The organism is Pseudomonas sp. NFACC45 (assembly GCF_900113505.1).
Lineage (GTDB): Bacteria > Pseudomonadota > Gammaproteobacteria > Pseudomonadales > Pseudomonadaceae > Aquipseudomonas > Aquipseudomonas tehranensis.
This window is the reverse complement of record NZ_FOPO01000003.1, coordinates 312,172-333,306: the sequence shown is the minus strand read 5'-3', so window position 1 is coordinate 333,306 and position 21,135 is coordinate 312,172. Positions and strand designations below refer to the sequence as shown.

General features: G+C 60.0%; 18 protein-coding genes and 2 tRNA genes. 14 read left to right on the top strand and 6 right to left on the bottom strand.

Features of this window, described 5'->3' with window-relative positions; translation table 11 throughout:
• Nucleotide 1 precedes the first annotated feature (1 nt).
• Nucleotides 2-211, bottom strand: coding sequence for a hypothetical protein (locus BM132_RS07195; protein ID WP_092396945.1), 210 nt, complete (start codon nt 209-211; stop codon nt 2-4).
• Between the two features lie 102 nt (nt 212-313).
• Nucleotides 314-880, bottom strand: a complete 567-nt coding sequence (dcd, locus tag BM132_RS07190; protein ID WP_003184751.1) for a dCTP deaminase — start codon at nt 878-880, stop codon at nt 314-316.
• A gap of 354 nt (nt 881-1,234) precedes the next feature.
• Between dcd and BM132_RS07185 the strand changes: the two genes are divergently transcribed.
• Nucleotides 1,235-1,444: a cold-shock protein gene (locus BM132_RS07185; protein WP_002554837.1), complete on the top strand. Its 210-nt coding sequence runs from the start codon at nt 1,235-1,237 to the stop codon at nt 1,442-1,444.
• A 194-nt stretch (nt 1,445-1,638) separates the two neighbouring features.
• Here the strand turns inward: BM132_RS07185 and BM132_RS07180 are convergent, their stop codons facing one another.
• The gene (locus BM132_RS07180; protein ID WP_092396943.1) at nt 1,639-2,646 is read right to left on the bottom strand and encodes a DUF481 domain-containing protein; all 1,008 of its coding nucleotides are present in this window, start codon (nt 2,644-2,646) and stop codon (nt 1,639-1,641) included.
• 137 nt (nt 2,647-2,783) lie between these two features.
• On the opposite strand from BM132_RS07180, the gene BM132_RS07175 reads away from it, so the two are divergent.
• The 4 genes from BM132_RS07175 to BM132_RS07160 all read left to right on the top strand — a co-directional run bounded on the left by BM132_RS07175 (nt 2,784) and on the right by BM132_RS07160 (nt 7,590).
• Nucleotides 2,784-3,164, top strand: coding sequence for an MGMT family protein (locus BM132_RS07175; RefSeq protein ID WP_256244214.1), 381 nt, complete (start codon nt 2,784-2,786; stop codon nt 3,162-3,164).
• 44 nt (nt 3,165-3,208) lie between these two features.
• Nucleotides 3,209-4,774 carry an AmpG family muropeptide MFS transporter gene (locus tag BM132_RS07170; RefSeq protein ID WP_092396939.1) on the top strand — a complete coding sequence of 522 codons (1,566 nt, stop codon included), beginning with the start codon at nt 3,209-3,211 and terminating at the stop codon, nt 4,772-4,774.
• Nucleotides 4,775-4,903: 129 nt separating this feature from the next.
• Nucleotides 4,904-6,619 carry a proline--tRNA ligase gene (locus BM132_RS07165; protein ID WP_092454243.1) on the top strand — a complete coding sequence of 572 codons (1,716 nt, stop codon included), beginning with the start codon at nt 4,904-4,906 and terminating at the stop codon, nt 6,617-6,619.
• Between the two features lie 17 nt (nt 6,620-6,636).
• On the top strand, nt 6,637-7,590 hold the full coding sequence (locus tag BM132_RS07160; protein WP_092454240.1) for a hypothetical protein: 954 nt from the start codon (nt 6,637-6,639) through the stop codon (nt 7,588-7,590).
• A 183-nt stretch (nt 7,591-7,773) separates the two neighbouring features.
• On the opposite strand, the gene dinB is transcribed toward BM132_RS07160, so the two are convergent.
• The gene (gene dinB, locus BM132_RS07155) at nt 7,774-8,835 is read right to left on the bottom strand and encodes a DNA polymerase IV (RefSeq protein WP_076386106.1); all 1,062 of its coding nucleotides are present in this window, start codon (nt 8,833-8,835) and stop codon (nt 7,774-7,776) included.
• Between the two features lie 281 nt (nt 8,836-9,116).
• Between dinB and BM132_RS07150 the strand changes: the two genes are divergently transcribed.
• The 4 genes from BM132_RS07150 (at nt 9,117) to BM132_RS07135 (ending at nt 13,602) form a co-directional block, all read left to right on the top strand.
• A tRNA-Met gene (locus BM132_RS07150) sits at nt 9,117-9,193 on the top strand.
• 254 nt (nt 9,194-9,447) lie between these two features.
• Nucleotides 9,448-9,524, top strand: a tRNA-Met gene (locus BM132_RS07145).
• A 152-nt stretch (nt 9,525-9,676) separates the two neighbouring features.
• Nucleotides 9,677-12,319: a bifunctional lysylphosphatidylglycerol flippase/synthetase MprF gene (gene mprF, locus BM132_RS07140; protein WP_092454238.1), complete on the top strand. Its 2,643-nt coding sequence runs from the start codon at nt 9,677-9,679 to the stop codon at nt 12,317-12,319.
• Nucleotides 12,319-13,602, top strand: a complete 1,284-nt coding sequence (locus BM132_RS07135) for a virulence factor family protein (RefSeq protein WP_092454236.1) — start codon at nt 12,319-12,321, stop codon at nt 13,600-13,602. Before mprF ends, BM132_RS07135 begins: the two co-directional genes overlap by 1 nt.
• A 196-nt stretch (nt 13,603-13,798) precedes the next feature.
• On the opposite strand, the gene BM132_RS07130 is transcribed toward BM132_RS07135, so the two are convergent.
• Nucleotides 13,799-15,640 carry a potassium transporter Kup gene (locus BM132_RS07130; RefSeq protein WP_371264110.1) on the bottom strand — a complete coding sequence of 614 codons (1,842 nt, stop codon included), beginning with the start codon at nt 15,638-15,640 and terminating at the stop codon, nt 13,799-13,801.
• A gap of 334 nt (nt 15,641-15,974) precedes the next feature.
• Here BM132_RS07130 and rimO point away from each other — a divergent pair, with 334 nt between their 5' ends.
• From rimO to tsaA, 5 genes are all read left to right on the top strand, one after another.
• The gene (rimO, locus tag BM132_RS07125) at nt 15,975-17,315 is read left to right on the top strand and encodes a 30S ribosomal protein S12 methylthiotransferase RimO (RefSeq protein WP_092454232.1); all 1,341 of its coding nucleotides are present in this window, start codon (nt 15,975-15,977) and stop codon (nt 17,313-17,315) included.
• 235 nt (nt 17,316-17,550) lie between these two features.
• Nucleotides 17,551-18,024: a GNAT family N-acetyltransferase gene (locus tag BM132_RS07120; protein ID WP_092401026.1), complete on the top strand. Its 474-nt coding sequence runs from the start codon at nt 17,551-17,553 to the stop codon at nt 18,022-18,024.
• Nucleotides 18,025-18,097: 73 nt separating this feature from the next.
• Nucleotides 18,098-18,808 carry an rRNA pseudouridine synthase gene (locus tag BM132_RS07115; RefSeq protein WP_047230034.1) on the top strand — a complete coding sequence of 237 codons (711 nt, stop codon included), beginning with the start codon at nt 18,098-18,100 and terminating at the stop codon, nt 18,806-18,808.
• 62 nt (nt 18,809-18,870) lie between these two features.
• Entirely contained in the window at nt 18,871-19,332 is a 462-nt protein-coding gene (locus tag BM132_RS07110; protein WP_092401030.1) for a YehS family protein, read from the top strand.
• 71 nt (nt 19,333-19,403) lie between these two features.
• The gene (tsaA, locus tag BM132_RS07105) at nt 19,404-20,102 is read left to right on the top strand and encodes a tRNA (N6-threonylcarbamoyladenosine(37)-N6)-methyltransferase TrmO (RefSeq protein WP_092454230.1); all 699 of its coding nucleotides are present in this window, start codon (nt 19,404-19,406) and stop codon (nt 20,100-20,102) included.
• Between the two features lie 206 nt (nt 20,103-20,308).
• Here the strand turns inward: tsaA and fpr are convergent, their stop codons facing one another.
• Nucleotides 20,309-21,088, bottom strand: coding sequence for a ferredoxin-NADP reductase (gene fpr / locus BM132_RS07100; protein ID WP_003184787.1), 780 nt, complete (start codon nt 21,086-21,088; stop codon nt 20,309-20,311).
• Nucleotides 21,089-21,135 lie beyond the last annotated feature (47 nt).

Genomic DNA, 21,135 nt, shown 5'->3' with positions numbered 1-21,135 from the left:
ATCAGGTAACAACTGGAGGGGGCTCGTCCGGCCGCGTAGGCTCGCCGGGATCAGGCTCAGCGGGTGGTTCATTAGGGGTATCGGGATCAGGCTGACCTGGAATACCGCCCGCCGCTTCGGCAGGGTGGGCCAATAGTGACCACGCCATGACACCGATCTGATTGGGCTCAAGCTTTGCCAGTTCGGCACTGATTCGCGGATCGATCTTCATAGAGCAACTCCTGGGCGAAGGCCCGCTGCGCTGAGGCAAAAAAACGGGCAGTACACCCCATAGAGTGCCTGCCCGCCCAGGAATTCAAACTGTTCGTCAGAATCAGGTACGCGGCAGCGTTACGCCGCGCTGGCCCTGGTATTTACCACCACGGTCCTTGTAGGACACTTCACATTCTTCATCGGACTCAAGGAACAGCATCTGCGCCACACCCTCGTTGGCATAGATTTTTGCCGGCAAGGTCGTGGTGTTGGAGAACTCCAGGGTCACATGGCCTTCCCACTCAGGCTCCAGCGGCGTGACGTTGACGATGATGCCGCAGCGCGCGTACGTGCTTTTACCCAGGCAGATGGTCAGTACGTTACGCGGGATACGGAAATACTCGACGGTGCGCGCCAGGGCAAATGAGTTCGGTGGAATGATGCAGACGTCGCTCTTGACGTCGACGAAGCTCTTCTCGTCGAAGTTCTTCGGGTCCACGGTGGCCGAGTTGATGTTGGTGAACACCTTGAATTCATCGGCGCAGCGCACATCGTAGCCGTAGCTGGAGACGCCGAAGGAAATCAGCCGATCGGCGCCTTCGCCACGCATCTGGCGCTCGACGAAGGGTTCGATCATGCCGTGCTCTTGCGCCATGCGGCGAATCCACTTGTCCGATTTGATGCTCATGGCGGTTTCCTGAAATAGCGAGGTGGAAAAAATACGTCCGGCATCTTACCGGGGCACGAGGCCGGGTTCAAAGTGCGGGACGTAAATCTCGCCGATCCACCTTGATTTCCTGGTCCTGACGGCAATACCGCTCGCCGTCAGTCACCAAAACCGAGAAACCTTCGCAAAGACCATTGGCACGTACCGGAAAAAGGGTTAAGGTGGCGCCACTGTGCTGCTTGTGTCACTGAGAATCTCTACACGATATGTTGAATTTCGATCCAACCATCTACAAGAATTTTTCCTGCTCTTTGCACTCAGTCTCGGCCAGGGTTCTTCCTGAGTCGCAGTTATCTTTGTTCAAGGAGTTACACCATGTCTAATCGCCAAACTGGTACCGTTAAGTGGTTCAACGATGAAAAAGGCTTCGGCTTCATCACTCCACAATCCGGTGACGACCTGTTTGTTCACTTCAAAGCAATCCAATCCGACGGCTTCAAAAGCCTGAAAGAAGGCCAACAGGTTTCTTTCATCGCTACCCGCGGTCAGAAAGGCATGCAAGCTGAAGAAGTTCAAGTTATCTAACTTGTCCTTGCTTTAGTAAAAAGCCTCGCCCTCAAAAGCGGGGCTTTTTTGTGCCTGTGTGTTTTTGCCCACGCACAAAAAATGTGGGAGCGGGCTTGCTCGCGAAAGCGGTGGATCAGCAACATTAACGTTAACTGACACACCGCTTTCGCGAGCAAGCCCGCTCCCACACTGGTTTGTTGGTTAGCCCGGGATTACCAGGTCACGCCAAACCCGGCGGTGTAGCGCGTCTTGCTCAAGTCGCTGTCTTCGGTGCCCTCAATGACATCTTTCTCGGCCTTGAGGTTGAGCGAAGCCCAGTCGGTAACTTTGTAGCGCAGCCCCACCTCGGCGTCGTAGGCGTATTCGGCAACACTGGACAGCGGCTTGCCGACTTCGCCATTGGTGAAGAACTCAACGCGCTTGCCGATCAGGTAACGGTTGTAGTCCCACTTCATGGCGATGGAATAGAAGTTGTCGGTCCCACCGTCGCGGTATTCGTAATCGGTGCGGTTGAACAGCGAGCCCAACGAGAAAGCCCCCAGTTCGTCATCCCAGAACTGGTAGCCCGGACCGGTACCCACCACGCGTTGGCGGGCCAGATCCTCGACTTTGTCGCGCTTGTAGTTCAGGCGCCCTTGCCAGAACCATTTATCCGTCAGGAATCGGTCGAGGGAATACTCCAGCCTCCAGTTGTCGGTGGAAACCACGTCATCCTGGAATTCACGGTTGTATTCGCCCTCAGCCGTATGCCGCCATCTGCCGTGGCGCGCCGAGGTCTTGAAATCAATGTCGTAGTCATCGGTATCGTTTTCCGCGCGCTGATAATCCAGGGCAGCGTCGATATTACCCTTCCACACCAGATCCTCGACCACCGGTTTGGGTTTGAGGATTTGCTGGATACTCGCCAACTCGACGGTTTTGGGTCCATCGCCGTTGGCCAGGGTCACCTTGCCGTCCTCGGCAGCCTGCAGCGCCTTGGCTTTTTCACCAGTGTAGGCATCCTGCTTGACCAGCAACTGCTGGTCGCTCTCAAGGGTCTTGACCTGTTTCCAGTCGATGGGAATCGCGCCAGCGTAATCGGTCTGGATCAGCAACTTGCCGCCATCGAAAACGGTGATCTTGCCGCTGAGCTTGTCACCGTTTTTCAACCAGACGGTATCGGCAAGCAATGGCATGGAGGCGCTGGTGACAGCTAGGCATAGCAGGGTTCTAGACAACATAAGCGTATAAAGAGCTCAAGTTTGCGGTAAAAAGGCGGCATTATCCCCCGGGACGACACCTTAGCAAGGACTGACCGAAGTATTTGTAATGAGTTCATTTCTCAACCAACCTTGCGGCATTTAATCTACAAACGGCAATACGCCCTTGCCCAGGACACCTGAACGTGACTGATGCTCCCGCGGCCCCAGAGAACGCCGCCCAGATCCGCCGCACCACCCTTTACCTGACCCTGGCACAAGTGCCGGCCGGCAAGGTCGTGACCTATGGCCAGCTCGCCGAGATGGCCGGTCTGGGCCGAGCGGCGCGCTGGGTAGGGCGTACCCTCAGTCAGCTGCCGAACGACACAAAGCTGCCATGGCATCGAGTGTTGGGCGCCGGTGGTCGGATAAGCCTGCCGGTCGGCAGCGCTTCAGGGGATGAACAACGCGCGCGCCTGCGCATGGAAGGAGTCAGTGTCCTGAATAATCGTGTTGATATTCAGCGCCATGGCTGGCGCCCGGTAGAGCACAGCGGTTAGAGTGCGCGCTTTGTTTTCGCAATTTTTGAGGCAGACTCCAGCCCATGCCCCGTAAAACCTGGCGCGCCGCCCTCGCCGCCTATGCCAGTCCCTCGACGCTCGTGCTGTTGCTGCTTGGCTTCGCCGCCGGCTTGCCCTACATGCTGGTGTTTTCCACGCTTTCGGTCTGGTTGCGCGAAGCCGGCGTGGCCCGCGAGACCATTGGTTACGCGAGCCTCATCGGCCTGGCCTATGCCTTTAAATGGGTCTGGTCCCCCTTGCTCGACCAATGGCGCCTGCCGCTGCTGGGCAAACTCGGACGTCGGCGTTCATGGCTGGTGCTCTCCCAGGCCCTGGTGATCCTCGGCCTGATCGGCATGGGCTTCTGCGATCCGCAAAAACACCTGTCATGGTTGATCGCCATCGCCGTGATCGTGGCGTTCGCTTCGGCCACCCAGGACATCGCCGTCGATGCCTATCGCCTGGAGATCGCCGACGACACCCGCCAGGCGGCCCTCGCCGCCAGCTACATGTCCGGGTACCGAATCGCGGCATTGCTGGCCACCGCCGGCGCACTGTTTTTCGCCGAAGGCTTCGGCTCCACCGGTTTCAGCTATAAACACTCGGCCTGGGCAGGCACCTATCTATTGTTCGGCGTGCTGATGGTCCCTGCCCTGCTCACCTCGCTGTTCATGCGCGAACCGCCGGTGCCGCTGCGCACCCAGTTGCAGGCCGGTCGCTATAGCTTCGTCCACCAGTTGGCCTCGGTGTTCGTCCTCATCGTGCTGCTGGTGTCGGTGCCGGCGATGTTCACCCAGCTCTATAACACCGACTTTGCCAGCGTCCTGTTCGAAGGCGTCAGCCTGCTGGACCTGCTGCTCGAAGACCGCGCCTTCCTGCGGGCCATCCTCTATATCACCCTGACTGCCCTGTGCCTCTCGGCCATGGGGCGCCGCGGGCTCGCGCCGGTGCTGACACCGGTCAACGATTTCATCCTGCGTTACCGCTGGCAGGCCCTGTTGCTGCTTGGGCTGATTGCCACCTATCGGATGTCCGACACGGTCATGGGCGTCATGGCCAACGTGTTCTACATCGACCAAGGCTTCACCAAGGACCAGATCGCCAGCGTCAGCAAGATTTTCGGGCTGATCATGACGCTCGTCGGCGCCGGCATGGGCGGCTTGTTGATCGTGCGTTTCGGCATTCTGCCGATCCTGTTTATCGGCGGCGTGGCCTCCGCCGGCACCAATATCCTGTTTCTGATGCTCGCCGACATGGGCGCCAATCTGCAGATGCTGGTTGTCACCATCTCCCTGGACAACTTCAGCTCAGGCCTGGCCACTTCGGCGTTCGTTGCCTACTTGTCGAGCCTGACCAACCTGAAGTTCTCGGCCACCCAATACGCCCTGCTCAGCTCGATCATGCTGTTGCTGCCGCGCTTGATCGGCGGTTACTCAGGGGTGATGGTGGAGAAATTCGGCTATCACGACTTCTTCCTGATCACCGCCTTGTTGGGGGTTCCGACCCTGTTGCTGATCGCCTTGCACTGGTATCAGGAAAACCGCCGCCAGGGTTCAGGCTCGGCTTCGGACCCGGAACCGACACCCACGCGACCTGCGCAAGAATCGTAGGAAACTTCAGCAAGCGCCGGCGAAACCGGCGCTCGTGCCTGGCGACCAGCCACGCGCCTGTACGCCAGGGCATCTCGCCCGTACAATGCTCCGTCACTTCTCGTCATCAGCAACCGACAACGGCCAACCATGCGCACCAGTCAATTTTTGCTCGCCACACAGAAAGAAACGCCTTCCGACGCCGTCGTGATCAGCCACCAGCTGATGCTGCGTGCCGGCATGATCCGCAAACTTGCCTCGGGCCTGTACACCTGGCTGCCGATGGGTCTGCGTGTGATGCGCAAGGTAGAAGCCATCGTTCGCGAAGAAATGAACGCCGCCGGCTCTCTGGAAGTGTTGATGCCGGGCACCCAACCGGCCGAGCTGTGGCAGGAATCGGGGCGCTGGGAAGAGTACGGCCCGGAGTTGCTGCGCATCAAAGACCGTCACGGTCGTGACTTCTGCGCCGGCCCGACTCACGAAGAAGTGATCACCGATCTGATGCGCAACGAGTTGAGCAGCTACAAGCAGCTGCCTATCAACCTGTACCAGATCCAGACCAAATTCCGTGATGAAATCCGTCCACGCTTCGGCCTGATGCGCGGCCGCGAATTCATCATGAAGGATTCGTACTCCTTCCACGCCGACCTGGCCTCGCTGCAAGTCACCTACGACCGCATGCACCAGGCGTACTGCAACATTTTCACCCGTTTGGGCCTGAAATTCCGCCCGGTTGAGGCCGACAACGGTTCCATCGGTGGCGCCGGCTCCCACGAATTCCACGTACTGGCCGAGTCCGGCGAAGACGACATCGTCTTCAGCAACGGCTCCGACTACGCCGCCAACATCGAGAAAGCCGAGGCCGTGCCACGGGAAACCTCCCGTCCTGCACCGGCCGAAGAACTGCGCCTGGTGGACACGCCAAACGCCAAGACCATCGCCCAACTGGTGGAAGGCTACAACCTGCCGATCGAACGCACCATCAAGACCCTGATCGTTCGCGCCGAAGAAGAAGGCAAGCTGATCGCCCTGATCATCCGTGGCGATCACGAGCTGAACGAAATTAAGGCCGGCAACCAGCCTGGCGTTGCCAGCCCCCTGGTCATGGCCACCGACGCCGAACTGCGCGACGCCATCGGCGCCGGCGCCGGCTCCCTCGGCCCGCTGAACCTGCCGCTGCCGATCATCATCGACCGCTCGGTGGAGCTGATGAGCGATTTCGCCATCGGCGCCAACATCGATGACAAGCACTACTTCGGCGTGAACTGGGAGCGCGACCTGCCGGTTCCGACCGTGGCCGACCTGCGCAACGTCGTGGCCGGCGATCCGAGCCCGGACGGCAAAGGTGTCCTGGAAATCAAGCGCGGCATTGAAGTCGGGCACATCTTCCAGCTGGGCAACAAATACAGCAAGGCGATGAAGTGCGAAGTGCTGGGCGAGAATGGCAAGCCGGTGACCCTGGAAATGGGCTGCTACGGCATCGGCGTATCCCGCGTGGTCGCCGCGGCCATCGAGCAGAACAACGACGAGAAAGGGATCATCTGGAGCGACGCCCTGGCGCCATTCCAGATTGCCCTGGTGCCGCTGCGCTACGAGACCGAACTGGTTCGCGAAGCCACCGACAAGCTCTACGCCGAACTGACGGCCGCCGGCTTCGAAGTGCTGCTGGACGACCGCGACAAAAAAACCAGCCCCGGCATCAAGTTCGCAGACATGGAACTGATCGGCATCCCGCATCGGATCGTCGTCAGTGACCGCAGCCTGGCCGAAGGCAACCTGGAATACAAAAGTCGCACCGAGGCCGAGCCGCAAGCGCTGCCGGTCGCTGACGTGCTGTCGTTCCTCCAGGCCCGTATCCGCCGCTGACACCAGATAGAGACGTCATGTTCAAGCGAAACACCTTAGGCCTCGGGGGCGCCGCGCTATGCGGCGCCCTGCTGGTCAGCGGCTGTGCCAACCAAATGTCGCAACGCAGCGAGCACGAAGAGCGGGTCGAGCGCAAACTGCTCGACCATAGCCTGCATATCGAAGTGGGCGAGCCCAAAGTGCTCGAACTGCCGCAACGTCGGGTGCGGATCAATGAGCAGAAGACCTTCGAAGTCACCGAATTCGAAGTCACCCGCCATTATGATCGCTATACGCCATATCAGCCCTGGCGCGAAGTTTACGAAATTCCGCTGGGCGCGGTGGCAGTGGTGGCGGGTGTCGGCGCCAATGTGGTCAATGTGTTCGCCCTTGGCAACCTCCCGGAGAGCGCGACCCGAGACTGGATCAGCTACGGTTTCGCCGGGCTCAATCCATTCATGAACGTGCCATCCCATGGCCGCGCCCAGCAGAACCTGGCCGGAATCGACGAAGTGCAACACGACAAACGCGTCGAACACACAAGCCTGCCCTGGAGCGAACGCCCGGTACAGGTCAAGGCTGCCCGGCAGACCTTCGAACTGAGTACCGACCGCAATGGCGTGTTGCGTTTGAATCTGCTGGAAAGTCCGTTCGCCGAGCATGATCTGAGCCACTTCGGCAAGTTGCAGATCAGCGTGACGGACGCCCTGGACGAGGTACATACCGACTCATCCCTGAGCCTCAGCAGCACGTTGCGCAACAAGCTGGTGGAAGCCCACGCGCTGATCTACGACGATCTGGAAGATGACGAAGTGGACCAATGGGTTCATCGGGTCAAGCGACTGTCGGAGCTGGGCCTTGAAGAAGAGGCCAGCGAGCTGGAACAGAGCCTGATCGAACTGACCCGCAATGATCCGGAGTTACAGACCGAGTTTCTGAAAGCGCTTACCAAGGATGGCGGGCGCTTGGTGGCGGATCCAGGGGCGCACTGAAATCCCCTTTGCTCCCACTGGACCTGTAGGAGCTGTCGAGCGAAGCGAGGCTGCGATCTCTCCCCAGACACTTGAGTCTCAAGCGAAAGATCAATAGATCGCAGCCTTCGGCAGCTCCTACAGCCCCAGCGGGAGCAAGCTCCCTCGCCACAAGAGCAGGACAAGGCATTCAGCCAAGCAGCCTCACCGCTCAAACAATTCCAACTGCTCAAACCCGCCTCGCAGATCCTCCAGCCGTACCCCTATCCCTAACAAACGCACCGGCTTGCCCCCGCGGTTGAATGCCTGGGTCAATAGCAACTGGTAACTGCCCAGATCGCGCCCTGCCCCGGCCTGCTCCAGGGTGGTCTGAGTGAAGTCGTGGAATTTCACTTTGACGAACGGCTTGCCCGGTCGATAACTACTGTCGATCCGTGCGATGCGCCCACTCAGGGACTGCATCAGCTCCGGCAACTTATCGAGGCAGCTTGTCAGATCAGGCAGATCGACGTCGTAGGTGTTTTCCACACTGATGGACTGTCTTCGGCTGTCATTGTGCACCAGACGTTCATCAATCCCACGAGCCAGGCTCCAGAGTCGCTCACCGAAACTGCCGAATTCGCGCACCAGCGCCAGCTTGTCCCATTGACGCAACTGCAGGCAGTCGACAATGCCGAGCCGATTCAGTTTGTCGGCGGTCACTTTGCCCACCCCATGCAGCTTGCTCACCGGCAGGGCCGAGACGAAGTCTTCGACCTGATCCGGGGTGATGACGAACAAGCCGTTGGGCTTTTTCCAATCGCTGGCGATCTTGGCCAGAAACTTGTTGGGGGCGACGCCAGCGGACACCGTGATGTGCAGTTGATTGGAAACCCGTCGCCGAATGTCCTGGGCGATGCGGGTGGCACTCCCACCGAAATGGGCACTGGCGGAGACATCCAGATAGGCCTCATCCAGGGAAAGCGGCTCGATCAAGTCAGTGTAATCGCTGAAGATCGTATGAATTTCCTTCGACGCCTCCCGGTAGGCGTCCATCCGCGGCTTGACGATGGTCAAGTCGGGGCAGAGCTTCAAGGCGTGTCCGGATGACATGGCCGAGCGCACGCCGTAGGCCCGGGCCTCGTAGTTACAGGTCGCAATGACCCCGCGCCGGTCCGCCGAACCACCCACCGCCAAGGGTTTGCCGGCCAGCCGCGGGTCATCGCGCATCTCGATAGCGGCGTAGAAGCAGTCACAGTCGACGTGGATGATTTTGCGTTGCGTCATAAGAGAAGCGGATGTGCGACGAGTCGGGACGCCAGTATCGCACCGACAACTGTATATAGCACCAGTAGTTGAAAAATCCTTCACTGCGACTGGAAAAAACCCACCTGAATTTATTTCTTCAATCGCAGCGAAGCGTCCAATAGAGCGCCAGCCCTTGCCAGGCTTGCGTCACAGCGCTGTCACAATGCCAATGACTTAGGCTAAGCAATTGAAGCTGAACAGATTTTCCTCGCGCCAGGGTTGACAGCCAGCCGATCCTCTGTAGAATGCCGCCACACAGACGCGGGATGGAGCAGTCTGGTAGCTCGTCGGGCTCATAACCCGAAGGTCGTCGGTTCAAATCCGGCTCCCGCAACCAAACATCAAGAAAGGCCACTCGAAAGAGTGGCCTTTTTTGTGTGCTTTTGTTTTTGCGCAAGGCGCCGTGAAGAGAAGACGTGCGAACCTCGCCCAGCCCCACGGCAACGCAATGCAGGCTGCCTGCTTGTAGGACAATTTCCTTTTGATTTCTTGTGTTTAGCTCGGTCGGCGACGAATTGGCCGTTTATTTGACCTCACCACCTTTTAACGGTTGACACTCAGGCGTTCGCCTGTAGAATGCCGCCACACAGACGCGGGATGGAGCAGTCTGGTAGCTCGTCGGGCTCATAACCCGAAGGTCGTCGGTTCAAATCCGGCTCCCGCAACCAAACATCAAAAAAGGCTACTCGAAAGAGTGGCCTTTTTTGTGCCTGTCGAAAAAAGCTTTCATAACAAATATTTTGTAATTATTTTTTTCAGCAGGGATTGGTAACTGAGCGGGTTGCCCCCATCCTGTCGCGCATAGTTCAAGAGGTGATTGATGCGCGCTCACTCGTCTGCCCCACAAGACACTGTTACTGCGGTACAACCGATCAAGGCCGGGCGCTTGCGCTGGCTGGAGCGTATCAGCCAGTACCGTCAGCCTATCGGCCTCACCGTCACGCTGTTGCTGTTCGCCCTTGCATTGATTGCCTGTCGCCACCTGCTGAGCGAGCTCGATCTGTACGCGCTGCACGACTCGATCATGCAGGTGCCGCGCTCAGCCCTGCTCGGCGCCGTCGCCGCGACTGTCGTCGGATTCGTCATCTTGCTGGGCTATGAATGGTCCGCCAGCCGTTATGCCGGTGTGAAATTGCCCGCGAAAACGCTGATCCTGGGCGGATTCAGCGCTTTTGCGATCGGCAACGCCATCGGGCTCTCGTTATTGTCGGGGGGCTCGGTTCGCTACCGGCTGTATGCCCGCCAGGGCCTGGGCGCGACGGATGTCGCCCACATGACACTGTTCGCCAGCCTGTCCTTGGGCTGTGCACTGCCGCCGCTGGCGGCCCTGGCAACCCTCAGTGATCTGCCCGCCGCTTCCGCCGCCCTGCACTTGCCGGCCACCTGGCTGGGAGCGATCTGCGTGGCGGTGCTCCTGCTCACCTGTGCGCTGGCTATCGGCATCTACCGTCGGCGCCTGCCAGAACAGCCCTATCGGGACAGCCTGCTGGTCAAGGCCGGGCGCCGCACCCTGCGCCTGCCGAGTCGGCGCTTGACGCTCCTGCAACTGATCATCACCACGCTGGATGTCGCGGCGGCCGCCACGGTGCTGTACTTGCTGTTGCCCGAAACACCACCGTTCGGCGCATTCCTGCTGGTGTACCTGTTGGCGCTGGCAGCCGGCGTGCTCAGTCATGTACCCGGCGGGGTCGGGGTGTTCGAGGCGATCCTGCTGGCGGCCTTTGCCGACAAACTGGGGGCCGCGCCATTGGCCGCCGCGCTGCTTCTGTATCGCTTGATCTACGTGCTGTTGCCGATGCTGGTGGCCTGTGTGCTGCTATTGATCAATGAAGCGCAACGGCTGTTCCAGACCCGTCAGTCCCTGCGGGTTGCCTCGGGCCTGGCCGCGCCGATCCTGGCAGTGCTGGTATTCCTCTCGGGCGTGGTGCTGCTGTTTTCCGGTGTGACCCCGGAGATTGATACGCGCCTGGAGCACATTGGTTTCCTGATCCCTCATCGGCTGGTGGACGCCTCGCACTTGGGCGCCAGCCTTGTAGGCGTGTTGTGCCTGTTGCTCGCCCAGGGCCTGCGCCGTCGCTTGTCCGCCGCCTGGATGCTGACCACCGTTTTACTGTTGGTGGGCGCCCTGCTCTCACTGCTCAAGGGCTTCGATTGGGAAGAGGCCACGCTGTTGACGCTGACGGCCAGCTTGCTGGCGGTGTTCCGACGTTCGTTTTATCGTCCGAGTCGCCTGACCGAGCTGCCATTTTCGCCGCTGTTTCTGATTGCCAGCCTGTGTGTGCTCGGTGCGTCGATATGGCTGCTGCTGTTTGCTTACCAGGACGTGCCCTACAGCCATGAACTGTGGTGGCAATTCACCCTCGATGCCGATGCCCCTCGTGGTCTGCGCTCACTGCTGGGCGCGGCGGTGCTGCTGGTGGCGGTGTCCCTGACCTGGCTGCTGCGTACCGCCCGACCGGTGATCCAGCTGCCGGCGGCAGAAGAACTGGAGCGAGCCAAAAAGATTCTCATGGCCTCTTCGCAGCCCGACGGTGGCCTGGCCCTGACCGGTGACAAGGCACTGCTGTTTCACCCCAACGACGAAGCGTTTCTGATGTATGCCCGCCGTGGCCGCAGTCTGGTGGCGTTGTACGACCCGATCGGCCCCACCCAGCAACGCGCTGAAATGATCTGGCAGTTCCGCGACCTGTGCGATACCCATCATGCGCGTCCGGTGTTCTACCAAGTGCGCGCCGAAAACCTGCCGTACTACATGGATATCGGCCTGACGGCGATCAAGCTGGGTGAAGAAGCACGGGTCGACCTCAAACATTTCGATCTCGAAGCCAAGGGCAAAGAGATGAAGGACTTGCGCTACACCTGGAACCGCGGCACCCGGGACGGCCTGTCGCTGGAGATCCACGAACCAGGCCAGGCGCCAATGGATGAGCTGAAGGTCATTTCCGACGCCTGGCTGACCGGCAAGAACGTGCGGGAAAAGGGCTTTTCACTGGGCCGCTTCAGCGATGACTACCTCAAGCATTTTCGCATCGCAGTGATTCGTTTCGAAGGCCGCCCGGTGGCGTTCGCCAACCTGCTGGAGACGCACAGCCATGAATTGGCCAGCCTGGACTTGATGCGCGCCCATCCCGACGCCCCGAAACTGACCATGGAATTCATGATGGTCGGACTGATTCAGCATTACAAAGCCCACGACTATGCCCGCTTCAGCCTCGGAATGGTCCCTCTGTCGGGCCTGCAACCGCGACGCGGTGCACCGTTGACCCAGCGCTTGGGTTCGATGGTGTTCCGCCGCGGCGAACAGCTCTACAACTTCCAGGGCCTGCGCCGTTTCAAAGATAAATTCCAGCCTGACTGGGAACCTCGTTACATGGCCGTGCCCGCCGGACTTGATCCGCTGGTAGCCCTGGCCGATACCGCCGCCCTGATTGCAGGCGGCCTGACTGGATTGGTGAAACGCTGATGATGCAACGCTCCTGGCGATACGTAGTGGCAACCCTGTTGGTGTTGGCGGTGATTCTCGGTGGCGGTTACTGGTACTGGAACCGCCCGGCCCCGCAACCAACCCTTGAACAGCTGTCGCCGGTCGACGGTGCCCCCATGACCCGGATCATTCCCGGCACCCCGCCCCGCGCCCAGGTGCTGGTGGCGGTCAACGAAGACCAGAAACTCAGCGACACGCAATTGCTGACCCTCAGCCGCAGCGGCTCGGCGCAGATCGTCCAAGTGATCCTGCCCAAGGACTGCATGCTGCAAGGCCGTGCCCTGCAGGCCGGCCTGAAGCAGCTCCAGGGGCCGGCGACGCTGGTCAGCGGTATTGGCCCCGGAGCCGTGCTGGCCTGGCGCTGGCTGGCCGAACAGAAGAACGACAAGGCCCAGGCCGTGTCGGTGGACCTGGCCCTGGAGAAACCCGGCTGCACCCACCTGCTGCCGAAAAGCGCGGCCCACGGCCACTGGCTGGTGGCCTGGAATGACAACCCCGACGACACCAGCGCCGGTTTCGTACGGGATCAACCGAACGCTGAAACCAGCATCAGCAACTACGACATCAACCTGCCACAGGTGCTGAACAACGAACTGCACAAGATCCTGGTAGGCACCGACCAGGGCGGCCTGAGCATTCCCGTGGTGGAAGTGCCCGCCAGCCAGGCCCGGGACACCGTGACGCTGTTTCTCTCCGGAGACGGCGGCTGGCGGGACCTGGACCGGGACGTGGCCGAAGAAATGGCCAAGATCGGTTACCCAGTCGTCGGCATCGACACCCTGCGCTACTACTGGCAGCACAAGAGCCCGGAACAAAGCGCCCAGGACCTCACCGAACTGATGCAGCACTACCGTCAGGTCTGGGGCACCAAGCGCTTCATCCTGACCGGTTATTCCTTTGGCGCCGACGTGCTGCCCGCCATCTACAATCGCCTTCCGGCCAGCGAGCAGCAAGGGGTCGACGCAATCATCCTGCTGGCCTTCGCGCGCACCGGCAGCTTCGAGATCGAAGTCGAAGGCTGGCTCGGCAATGCCGGCACCGAAGCCGCCACAGGCCCGGAAATGGCCAAGCTGCCCGCCGACAAAGTGGTGTGCATCTACGGCGTAGAAGAAGCGGCTGAAAGTGGCTGTACCGACAAGACCGCGGTGGGCGAAGCCATCCAGCTACCGGGTGGCCATCATTTCGACGAGAACTACCCAGCACTGGCCAAGCGTCTGGTGGACGAAATCAATAAGCGGCAGAACAAGGCGACCCAATCGTGAGCAAATGGGCTTGTTTGATCCTCCCATGTGAGAGCGAGCCTGCTCGCGATAACGGCAGCACAGTCAACATCACCATCAACTGATCCACCGCGATCGCGAGCAGGCTCGCTCCCACAGGGTTCGCTTGGGCATCAGGATTGTGTGATCCACCCAAAAGCCCCCGCTACCACCAGGCAACGGGGGCTTTTTGTATGGGCTACATTTCCACCTGGGTCCCCAGCTCTATCACCCGGTTCAGCGGCAAATTGAAAAAGCGCAAGTTGCCGTTGGCGTTTTTCAGCATGAAGGCGAACAACACTTCGCGCCAACGGGCCATGCTTTCAAGCTTGGACGCGATGACCGTTTCGCGGCTGAGGAAGTAGGTGGTGCGCATCGGGCTGAAGTCCAGCTCATCCAGATGACACAGCCTGAGCGCCTCGGGCACGTCCGGCTCGTCGATGAAACCGAAGTGCAGGATCACCCGGAAGAAACCTTCGCCGTAGGCATCCACCTCGAAGCGCCGTTGTGGCGGCACCCGGGGGATGTCTTCGTACACCACCGTCAGCAGCACCACTTGCGCGTGCAGCACCTGGTTGTGCAACAGGTTATGGAGCAGCGCGTGAGGCACGGCATCCGGGCGGGCGGTGAGAAAAACCGCCGTGCCCTTGACCCGATGGGGAGGTTCGACACGGATGCTGCTGATAAATACCGGCAACGGCAGAGCACCTTCATCCAGCCGATCCACCAGCAGCTCCTTGCCGCGCTTCCACGTGGTCATCAGAATGAACAACACGATCCCCGCCAAGACTGGAAATGCGCCGCCCTGCAGGATTTTCGGGACATTGGCGGCAAAGAACAGGCCGTCCACCAATAGAAAACCGAGCAGCAACGGCACCGTCAGCAGAGGGGGCCATTTCCACAGCAACAATGCCACCACCGACACCAGGATGCTGGTGATCAGCATGGTGCCGGTCACCGCCACACCATAGGCAGAGGCCAACGCGCCGGACGACTCAAAGCCAAGCACCAGCAGGATCACACCCACCATCAACGCCCAGTTCACCGCGCCGATGTAGATCTGCCCTTGCTCGGCGCTGGAGGTGTGCTGGATGTACATGCGCGGGATATAACCGAGCTGGATGGCTTGGCGGGTAAGGGAAAACGCGCCGGAAATCACCGCTTGGGAAGCGATCACGGTGGCAAGGGTCGAGAGCACCACCAGCGGCACCAGCGCCCAGCCTGGGGCCAGCAGATAAAACGGGTTGCGAGCGGCCTCCGGGTTCTCCAACAGCAAGGCGCCCTGACCGAAATAGTTAAGCACCAGGCCTGGCAATACCAGGGCGAACCAGGCCCGGGCAATCGGTTTGCGTCCAAAATGGCCCATATCCGCATACAAGGCTTCGGCGCCGGTCAAGGCCAGTACCACGGCCCCCAGGATCGCAACGCCAACCCCCGGATGCACCATGAAAAAGCGTACGCCCCAGGCCGGGTTCAACGCCTCGAGCACCTGCGGATGCTGGACGACGCCATGAATGCCCAGGCCGCCAAGGACCACGAACCACAGCACCATGACCGGCCCGAACAATTTACCGATCCGATCGGTACCGTGTTTCTGAATCAGGAAAAGCGCCACCAGAATCACCAGCGCCATCGGCACAACCCAGTGATCCAGACCATCAAAGGCCACCTCCAGGCCTTCCACGGCCGACAATACGGAAATGGCCGGGGTGATCATGCTGTCACCGTAAAACAACGAGGCGCCGATCAGCCCGAGAATCACCAGCACCGAACGCAACCGGGGATAAGGGGCGGACGCCCGCCGGGCCAGCGCGGTCAACGACATGATGCCGCCTTCGCCCTGGTTATCGGCGCGCAGGATAAACAGCACGTATTTGATCGAGACCACCCAGATCAACGACCAGAAGATCAGCGCCAGAATCCCGAACACACCGTCATGGTTGACCTGCACACCATATTGACCGGAAAACACTTCCTTGATGGTGTACAACGGACTGGTGCCGATGTCGCCATAGACCACTCCCGCGGCGGCCACCAACATTCCGACTGGCTTGGCCGCTGCATGCCCTGCCCCCGACACCTGACTCTCTGCCTGCCCCATCCAACACTCCCACTACCTGATCCACGCTGCTGGAAAGAAGCACTCTGATTGACCTTGGGTCGACGCCACCTTACTTCTTGTTACAGACTAATGGTTGACTGTACCGATTCAGTTGCGCTTGACGGCGCGAAGCATAGCGCAGCACTCGTCGTTTTTCCCCGTATAAAGCTGGTCAAGCGCTTCCAGCACCGCTAGAATTGCGCACTTTTTGATCAGAGGCGCGTCAAGCGTCCTGTCTCCACAAGAGACGATCTCCCCTACACCGAGGTTAGACATGTCCACCACTACCGCGCCGGCCAACCCCAAGGTTGGCTTCGTATCCCTGGGTTGCCCGAAGGCTCTGGTCGACTCCGAGCGCATCCTGACCCAACTGCGCATGGAAGGTTATGACGTCGTATCCACGTACCAGGACGCCGACGTGGTAGTGGTCAACACCTGCGGCTTCATCGATTCGGCCAAGGCCGAGTCCCTGGAAGTGATCGGCGAAGCCATCAAGGAAAACGGCAAGGTCATCGTTACCGGCTGCATGGGTGTGGAAGAGGGCAATATCCGCGACGTGCACCCCAGCGTGCTGGCCGTGACCGGTCCGCAGCAGTACGAGCAGGTCGTCAATGCCGTGCACGACGTGGTGCCGCCGCGCCAGGATCACAATCCGCTGATCGACCTGGTGCCGCCACAAGGCATCAAGCTGACCCCGCGCCACTACGCTTACTTGAAGATTTCCGAAGGCTGCAACCACAGTTGCAGCTTCTGCATCATCCCCTCGATGCGCGGCAAACTGGTGAGCCGTCCGGTGGGTGATGTGCTCGACGAGGCCCAGCGCCTGGTCAAAGCTGGCGTCAAGGAGTTGCTGGTCATCTCCCAGGACACCAGCGCCTATGGCGTCGACGTGAAATACCGCACTGGTTTCTGGAACGGCGCGCCGGTGAAAACCCGCATGACCGAACTGTGCGAAGCCCTCAGCACCCTCGGCGTGTGGGTCCGCCTGCATTACGTTTACCCGTATCCGCATGTCGACGAACTGATCCCGCTGATGGCCGCCGGCAAGATCCTGCCGTATCTGGACATCCCGTTCCAGCACGCCAGCCCGAAAGTCCTCAAGGCCATGAAGCGCCCGGCTTTCGAAGACAAGACCCTGGCCCGTATCAAGAACTGGCGCCAGATCTGCCCGGACCTGATCATCCGCTCGACCTTCATCGTCGGCTTCCCCGGCGAAACCGAGGAAGATTTCCAGTACCTGCTCGATTGGCTGACCGAAGCCCAACTCGACCGCGTCGGTTGCTTCCAGTATTCACCCGTCGAAGGCGCACCAGCCAACGACCTGGACCTGGAAGTGGTGCCCGACGAAGTTAAACAGGACCGTTGGGAGCGTTTCATGGCGCACCAGCAGTCCATCAGCTCGGCACGCCTGCAAATGCGCATCGGCCGTGAAATCGAAGTGCTGGTGGATGAAGTTGACGAGCAAGGCGCCGTCGGCCGCTGCTTCTTCGACGCCCCGGAAATCGATGGCAACGTCTTCATCGACAACGGCAGCAACCTCAAGCCGGGCGACAAGGTCTGGTGCAAGGTGACCGACGCCGATGAATACGACCTGTGGGCTGAACAGATCGGCTGATCTGCCGCACTTTTAAGGGCACAGCAGTACCTGTGGGAGCCGAGCTTGCTCGCGATGACGGTAGAGCAGTCAGCATGAATGTCGGCTGACACGACGCCATCGCGAGCAAGCTCGGCTCCCACATGTTCTAGCGCTCCGAAAAATAAACAAACCCTGCTCTTGCACCAAGATGCGGGGCTTTTTTACGGCTATCGTATGGAGAAACCCAGGGCATCAGCACAAGGAGCAGGCGGGCATGCGTCAGCATTCGGTCATCCATACACCGAAACCCAGCGATTATCAGGAACTGACCCGGGTCTGGGAGGCCTCGGTGCGGGCCACCCATGATTTCCTGCCAGACAGCTACATCGAACTGTTGAAAAACCTGGTGCTCACCCGGTATCTGGACGCAGTCATGCTCATCTGCACCCGGGATGCTCGCCAGCGCATTACCGGTTTCGCTGGTGTCGCAGCCGGCAAGATCGAGATGCTTTTCATCGACCCGCAACACCGTGGCCAGGGCCTGGGCAAGCAGCTGTTGCGCTATGCCATGGAGCACATGAACGCCGATCAACTGGATGTCAACGAACAGAACCCGCAAGCCCTGGGTTTTTACCTCAAGCAAGGCTTCGAAGTGGTAGGCCGTTCGGCAAAGGACGGCATGAACCAGCCGTACCCGCTGCTGCACATGCGCTACAAACAGCCCGACCTGAAGGTCCAACGCGGCTAAAAGGCAAATGGACCCGCGATTAACCGGCGCCAGGCAGGTACAATGCCCACCCTCTTTTTGTTACGGCCCTGTCATGACTGACCCGATTCGTCTCTCCAAACGCCTCATCGAACTCGTCGGCTGTTCCCGTCGGGAGGCTGAGCTGTTCATCGAGGGCGGCTGGGTCACCGTGGACGGCGAAGTGATCGACGAGCCGCAGTTCAAGGTCACCACCCAGAAAGTCGAACTCGACCCCGAGGCCAAGGCCACCGCGCCAGAGCCGGTGACCCTGCTGTTGAACGCCCCTGCGGGCATGGATGCAGACACGGCGATGGCGTCCCTTGGGCCACAGACCCTGAGCGAAGAACACCGCTTCGGCAAGCGCCCCCTCAAGGGGCACTTTCTGCGCCTGACCGCCAGCGCCGACCTGCAGGCCAACGCCAGTGGGTTGCTGGTGTTCACCCAGGACTGGAAGATTCTGCGCAAGCTCACCGCCGACGCCGCCAAGATCGAGCAGGAATACGTGGTGGAAGTCGAAGGCGAAATGGTCGCCCATGGCCTCAATCGCCTGAACCATGGCCTGACTTACAAAGGCAAGGAGTTGCCGGCGGTCAAGGCCAGTTGGCAGAACGAGAACCGCTTGCGCTTTGCCATGAAAAACCCGCAACCGGGGGTGATCGCACTGTTTTGCCAGGCGGTCGGCCTCAAGGTGGTGGCCATTCGGCGCATCCGCATTGGCGGCGTGTCCATCGGCAAGGTGCCCCTGGGCCAGTGGCGCTACCTGTCCACCAAAGAGAAGTTCTAGTTTCTTTTTCCGGCGCCGCACCGAGCTGCGGCGCCCACTGCCGATTGATCAGGATTGCACACATGGTTCACAACGACGTACTTCGCAGCGTGCGCTACATGCTCGACATCAGCGACAAAAAAGTCATCGAGATCATCAAGCTGGGCGGCCTGGAAGTGCCCATGGCGGATCTGGTGGGTTACCTCAAGAAAGACGAGGAAGAAGGCTTCGTGTTCTGCCCTGACGAAGTCATGGCGCATTTTCTCGACGGCCTGGTGATCTTCAAGCGCGGCAAGGACGAAAGCCGTCCGCCGCAGCCAATCGAAGTGCCGGTCACCAACAACATCATCCTCAAGAAGCTGCGGGTGGCCTTCGAACTGAAGGAAGACGACATGCACGCCATCCTCAAGGCCGCGGAGTTCCCGGTGTCCAAGCCGGAACTGAGCGCATTGTTCCGCAAGTTTGGCCACACCAACTATCGCCCGTGCGGTGACCAGTTGCTGCGCAACTTCCTTAAGGGCCTGACGCTGCGCGTCAGAGCGTAAACAGCAGCCATAAGCTTCAAGCGACAAGTTCAAAGCTTGCAGCTTGTAGCTTGCAACTTGAAGCGTTTCAAATGCCCTACAACGTCTCCCCCATCGGCTACGTCCGCTCCTGCTTCAAGGAGAAGTTCGCCATTCCCCGTCAACCGCAACTGGCCCCGGCCGCGCGCGGGGTATTGGAACTGGTGGCGCCATTCGATCAGGGCGATGCGGTGCAGGGCCTGGAGCAGGTCAGCCATGTCTGGCTGCTGTTCCTGTTCCACCAGGCCCTGGAAGAAAAGCCACGGCTGAAAGTGCGCCCGCCGCGTCTGGGCGGCAATAAGTCCATGGGGGTGTTCGCCACTCGCGCCACCCATCGCCCCAACGGCATAGGCCAGTCGGTGGTGAAACTGGAGCGGGTCGAAGCCGGGCGCCTGTGGATCTCGGGCATCGACTTGCTGGACGGCACCCCGGTGCTGGATATCAAACCCTACGTGCCCTACGCAGACATCATCGGCTCGGCGCACAACAACATCGCCAGCGCAGCGCCTGAGCTGATCCCCGTGCAATGGGTGGACACAGCCCTGCTACAAGCCCAGGATCACGCCAGGCGCCTGGCAGAGCCCTTGGTGGAGCTGATCGAACAGTGCCTGGCCCAAGACCCACGTCCGGCGTACCAGATTCCTACACCCGAACGGGAATATGGTGCGCAGTTCTGGGATCTGGACGTGCGTTGGCATTATCCGCAGTCGGGGGTGATCAAGGTGCTGGAAGTGATTTCGGCGAAATCGTAACCGCCAGAAACGAAAAAGCCCGCGCTACCTTCTTCATGTAGCGCGGGCTTTTTCATGGTAACTGCAGACCGAGTTTCTGCTATCGCGAGCAGGCTCGCTCCCACATTTGAACAGCAGTGGCCACAAGATTTGCGTTCACACATATTCCATTGTGGGAGCGAGCCTGCTCGCGATAGCGACCGATCAACCACCGCGTAAGCCGAGGCTTACTTCTCTACAAACGCCCGCTCGATCAGGTAATCACCCGGCTCACGCATGCGCGGCGAAACAGTCAGGCCGAAGCTGTTGAGCACTTCGCTGGTCTCGTCGAGCATGCTCGGGCTGCCGCACAGCATGGCGCGGTCGTCCTGTGGGTTGATCGGCGGCAGGCCGATGTCGCGGAACAGTTTGCCGCTGCGCATCAGGTCGGTCAGGCGGCCTTCGTTCTCGAACGGCTCGCGAGTCACGGTCGGGTAGTAGATCAGCTTGTCACGCAACGCTTCGCCGAAAAACTCGTTCTGCGGCAGGTGCTCAGTGATGAACTCGCGGTAGGCAACTTCATTGACGTAACGTACGCCGTGGCACAGGATCACTTTTTCAAAACGCTCGTAGGTTTCCGGATCCTGGATCACGCTCATGAACGGCGCCAGGCCGGTGCCGGTACTGAGCAGGTACAAATGCTTGCCAGGCTTGAGATCGTCCAGCACCAGGGTGCCGGTGGGCTTCTTGCTGATGATGATCTCGTCGCCTTCCTTCAGATGCTGCAACTGGGAAGTCAGCGGACCATCAGGCACCTTGATGCTGAAAAATTCGAGATGCTCTTCCCAGTTCGGACTGGCGATCGAGTAAGCGCGCATAAGCGGGCGGCCGTTGGGCTGCTGCAGGCCGATCATCACGAACTGACCGTTCTCGAAGCGCAGGCCCGGATCACGGGTGCACTTGAAGCTGAACAGAGTGTCGTTCCAGTGATGAACACTGAGGACACGCTCGTGGTTCATGTTGCTCATGTACGGGGACTCCTGGGAATGATGCCTGCGTCGTTAATATGCGCAAT

Coding starts and splice junctions, on each gene's coding strand:
- BM132_RS07185 (WP_002554837.1), top strand. CDS start 1,235: ATGTCTAATCGCCAAACTGGTACCGTTAAGTGGTTCAACGATGAAAAA.
- rimO (WP_092454232.1), top strand. CDS start 15,975: ATGTCCACCACTACCGCGCCGGCCAACCCCAAGGTTGGCTTCGTATCC.
- BM132_RS07195 (WP_092396945.1), bottom strand. CDS start 211: ATGAAGATCGATCCGCGAATCAGTGCCGAACTGGCAAAGCTTGAGCCC.
- BM132_RS07170 (WP_092396939.1), top strand. CDS start 3,209: ATGCCCCGTAAAACCTGGCGCGCCGCCCTCGCCGCCTATGCCAGTCCC.
- BM132_RS07110 (WP_092401030.1), top strand. CDS start 18,871: ATGGTTCACAACGACGTACTTCGCAGCGTGCGCTACATGCTCGACATC.
- BM132_RS07165 (WP_092454243.1), top strand. CDS start 4,904: ATGCGCACCAGTCAATTTTTGCTCGCCACACAGAAAGAAACGCCTTCC.
- dinB (WP_076386106.1), bottom strand. CDS start 8,835: ATGACGCAACGCAAAATCATCCACGTCGACTGTGACTGCTTCTACGCC.
- BM132_RS07135 (WP_092454236.1), top strand. CDS start 12,319: ATGATGCAACGCTCCTGGCGATACGTAGTGGCAACCCTGTTGGTGTTG.
- BM132_RS07130 (WP_371264110.1), bottom strand. CDS start 15,640: ATGTTGGTGGCCGCCGCGGGAGTGGTCTATGGCGACATCGGCACCAGT.
- tsaA (WP_092454230.1), top strand. CDS start 19,404: ATGCCCTACAACGTCTCCCCCATCGGCTACGTCCGCTCCTGCTTCAAG.
- fpr (WP_003184787.1), bottom strand. CDS start 21,088: ATGAGCAACATGAACCACGAGCGTGTCCTCAGTGTTCATCACTGGAAC.
- BM132_RS07180 (WP_092396943.1), bottom strand. CDS start 2,646: ATGTTGTCTAGAACCCTGCTATGCCTAGCTGTCACCAGCGCCTCCATG.
- BM132_RS07160 (WP_092454240.1), top strand. CDS start 6,637: ATGTTCAAGCGAAACACCTTAGGCCTCGGGGGCGCCGCGCTATGCGGC.
- mprF (WP_092454238.1), top strand. CDS start 9,677: ATGCGCGCTCACTCGTCTGCCCCACAAGACACTGTTACTGCGGTACAA.
- dcd (WP_003184751.1), bottom strand. CDS start 880: ATGAGCATCAAATCGGACAAGTGGATTCGCCGCATGGCGCAAGAGCAC.
- BM132_RS07115 (WP_047230034.1), top strand. CDS start 18,098: ATGACTGACCCGATTCGTCTCTCCAAACGCCTCATCGAACTCGTCGGC.
- BM132_RS07120 (WP_092401026.1), top strand. CDS start 17,551: ATGCGTCAGCATTCGGTCATCCATACACCGAAACCCAGCGATTATCAG.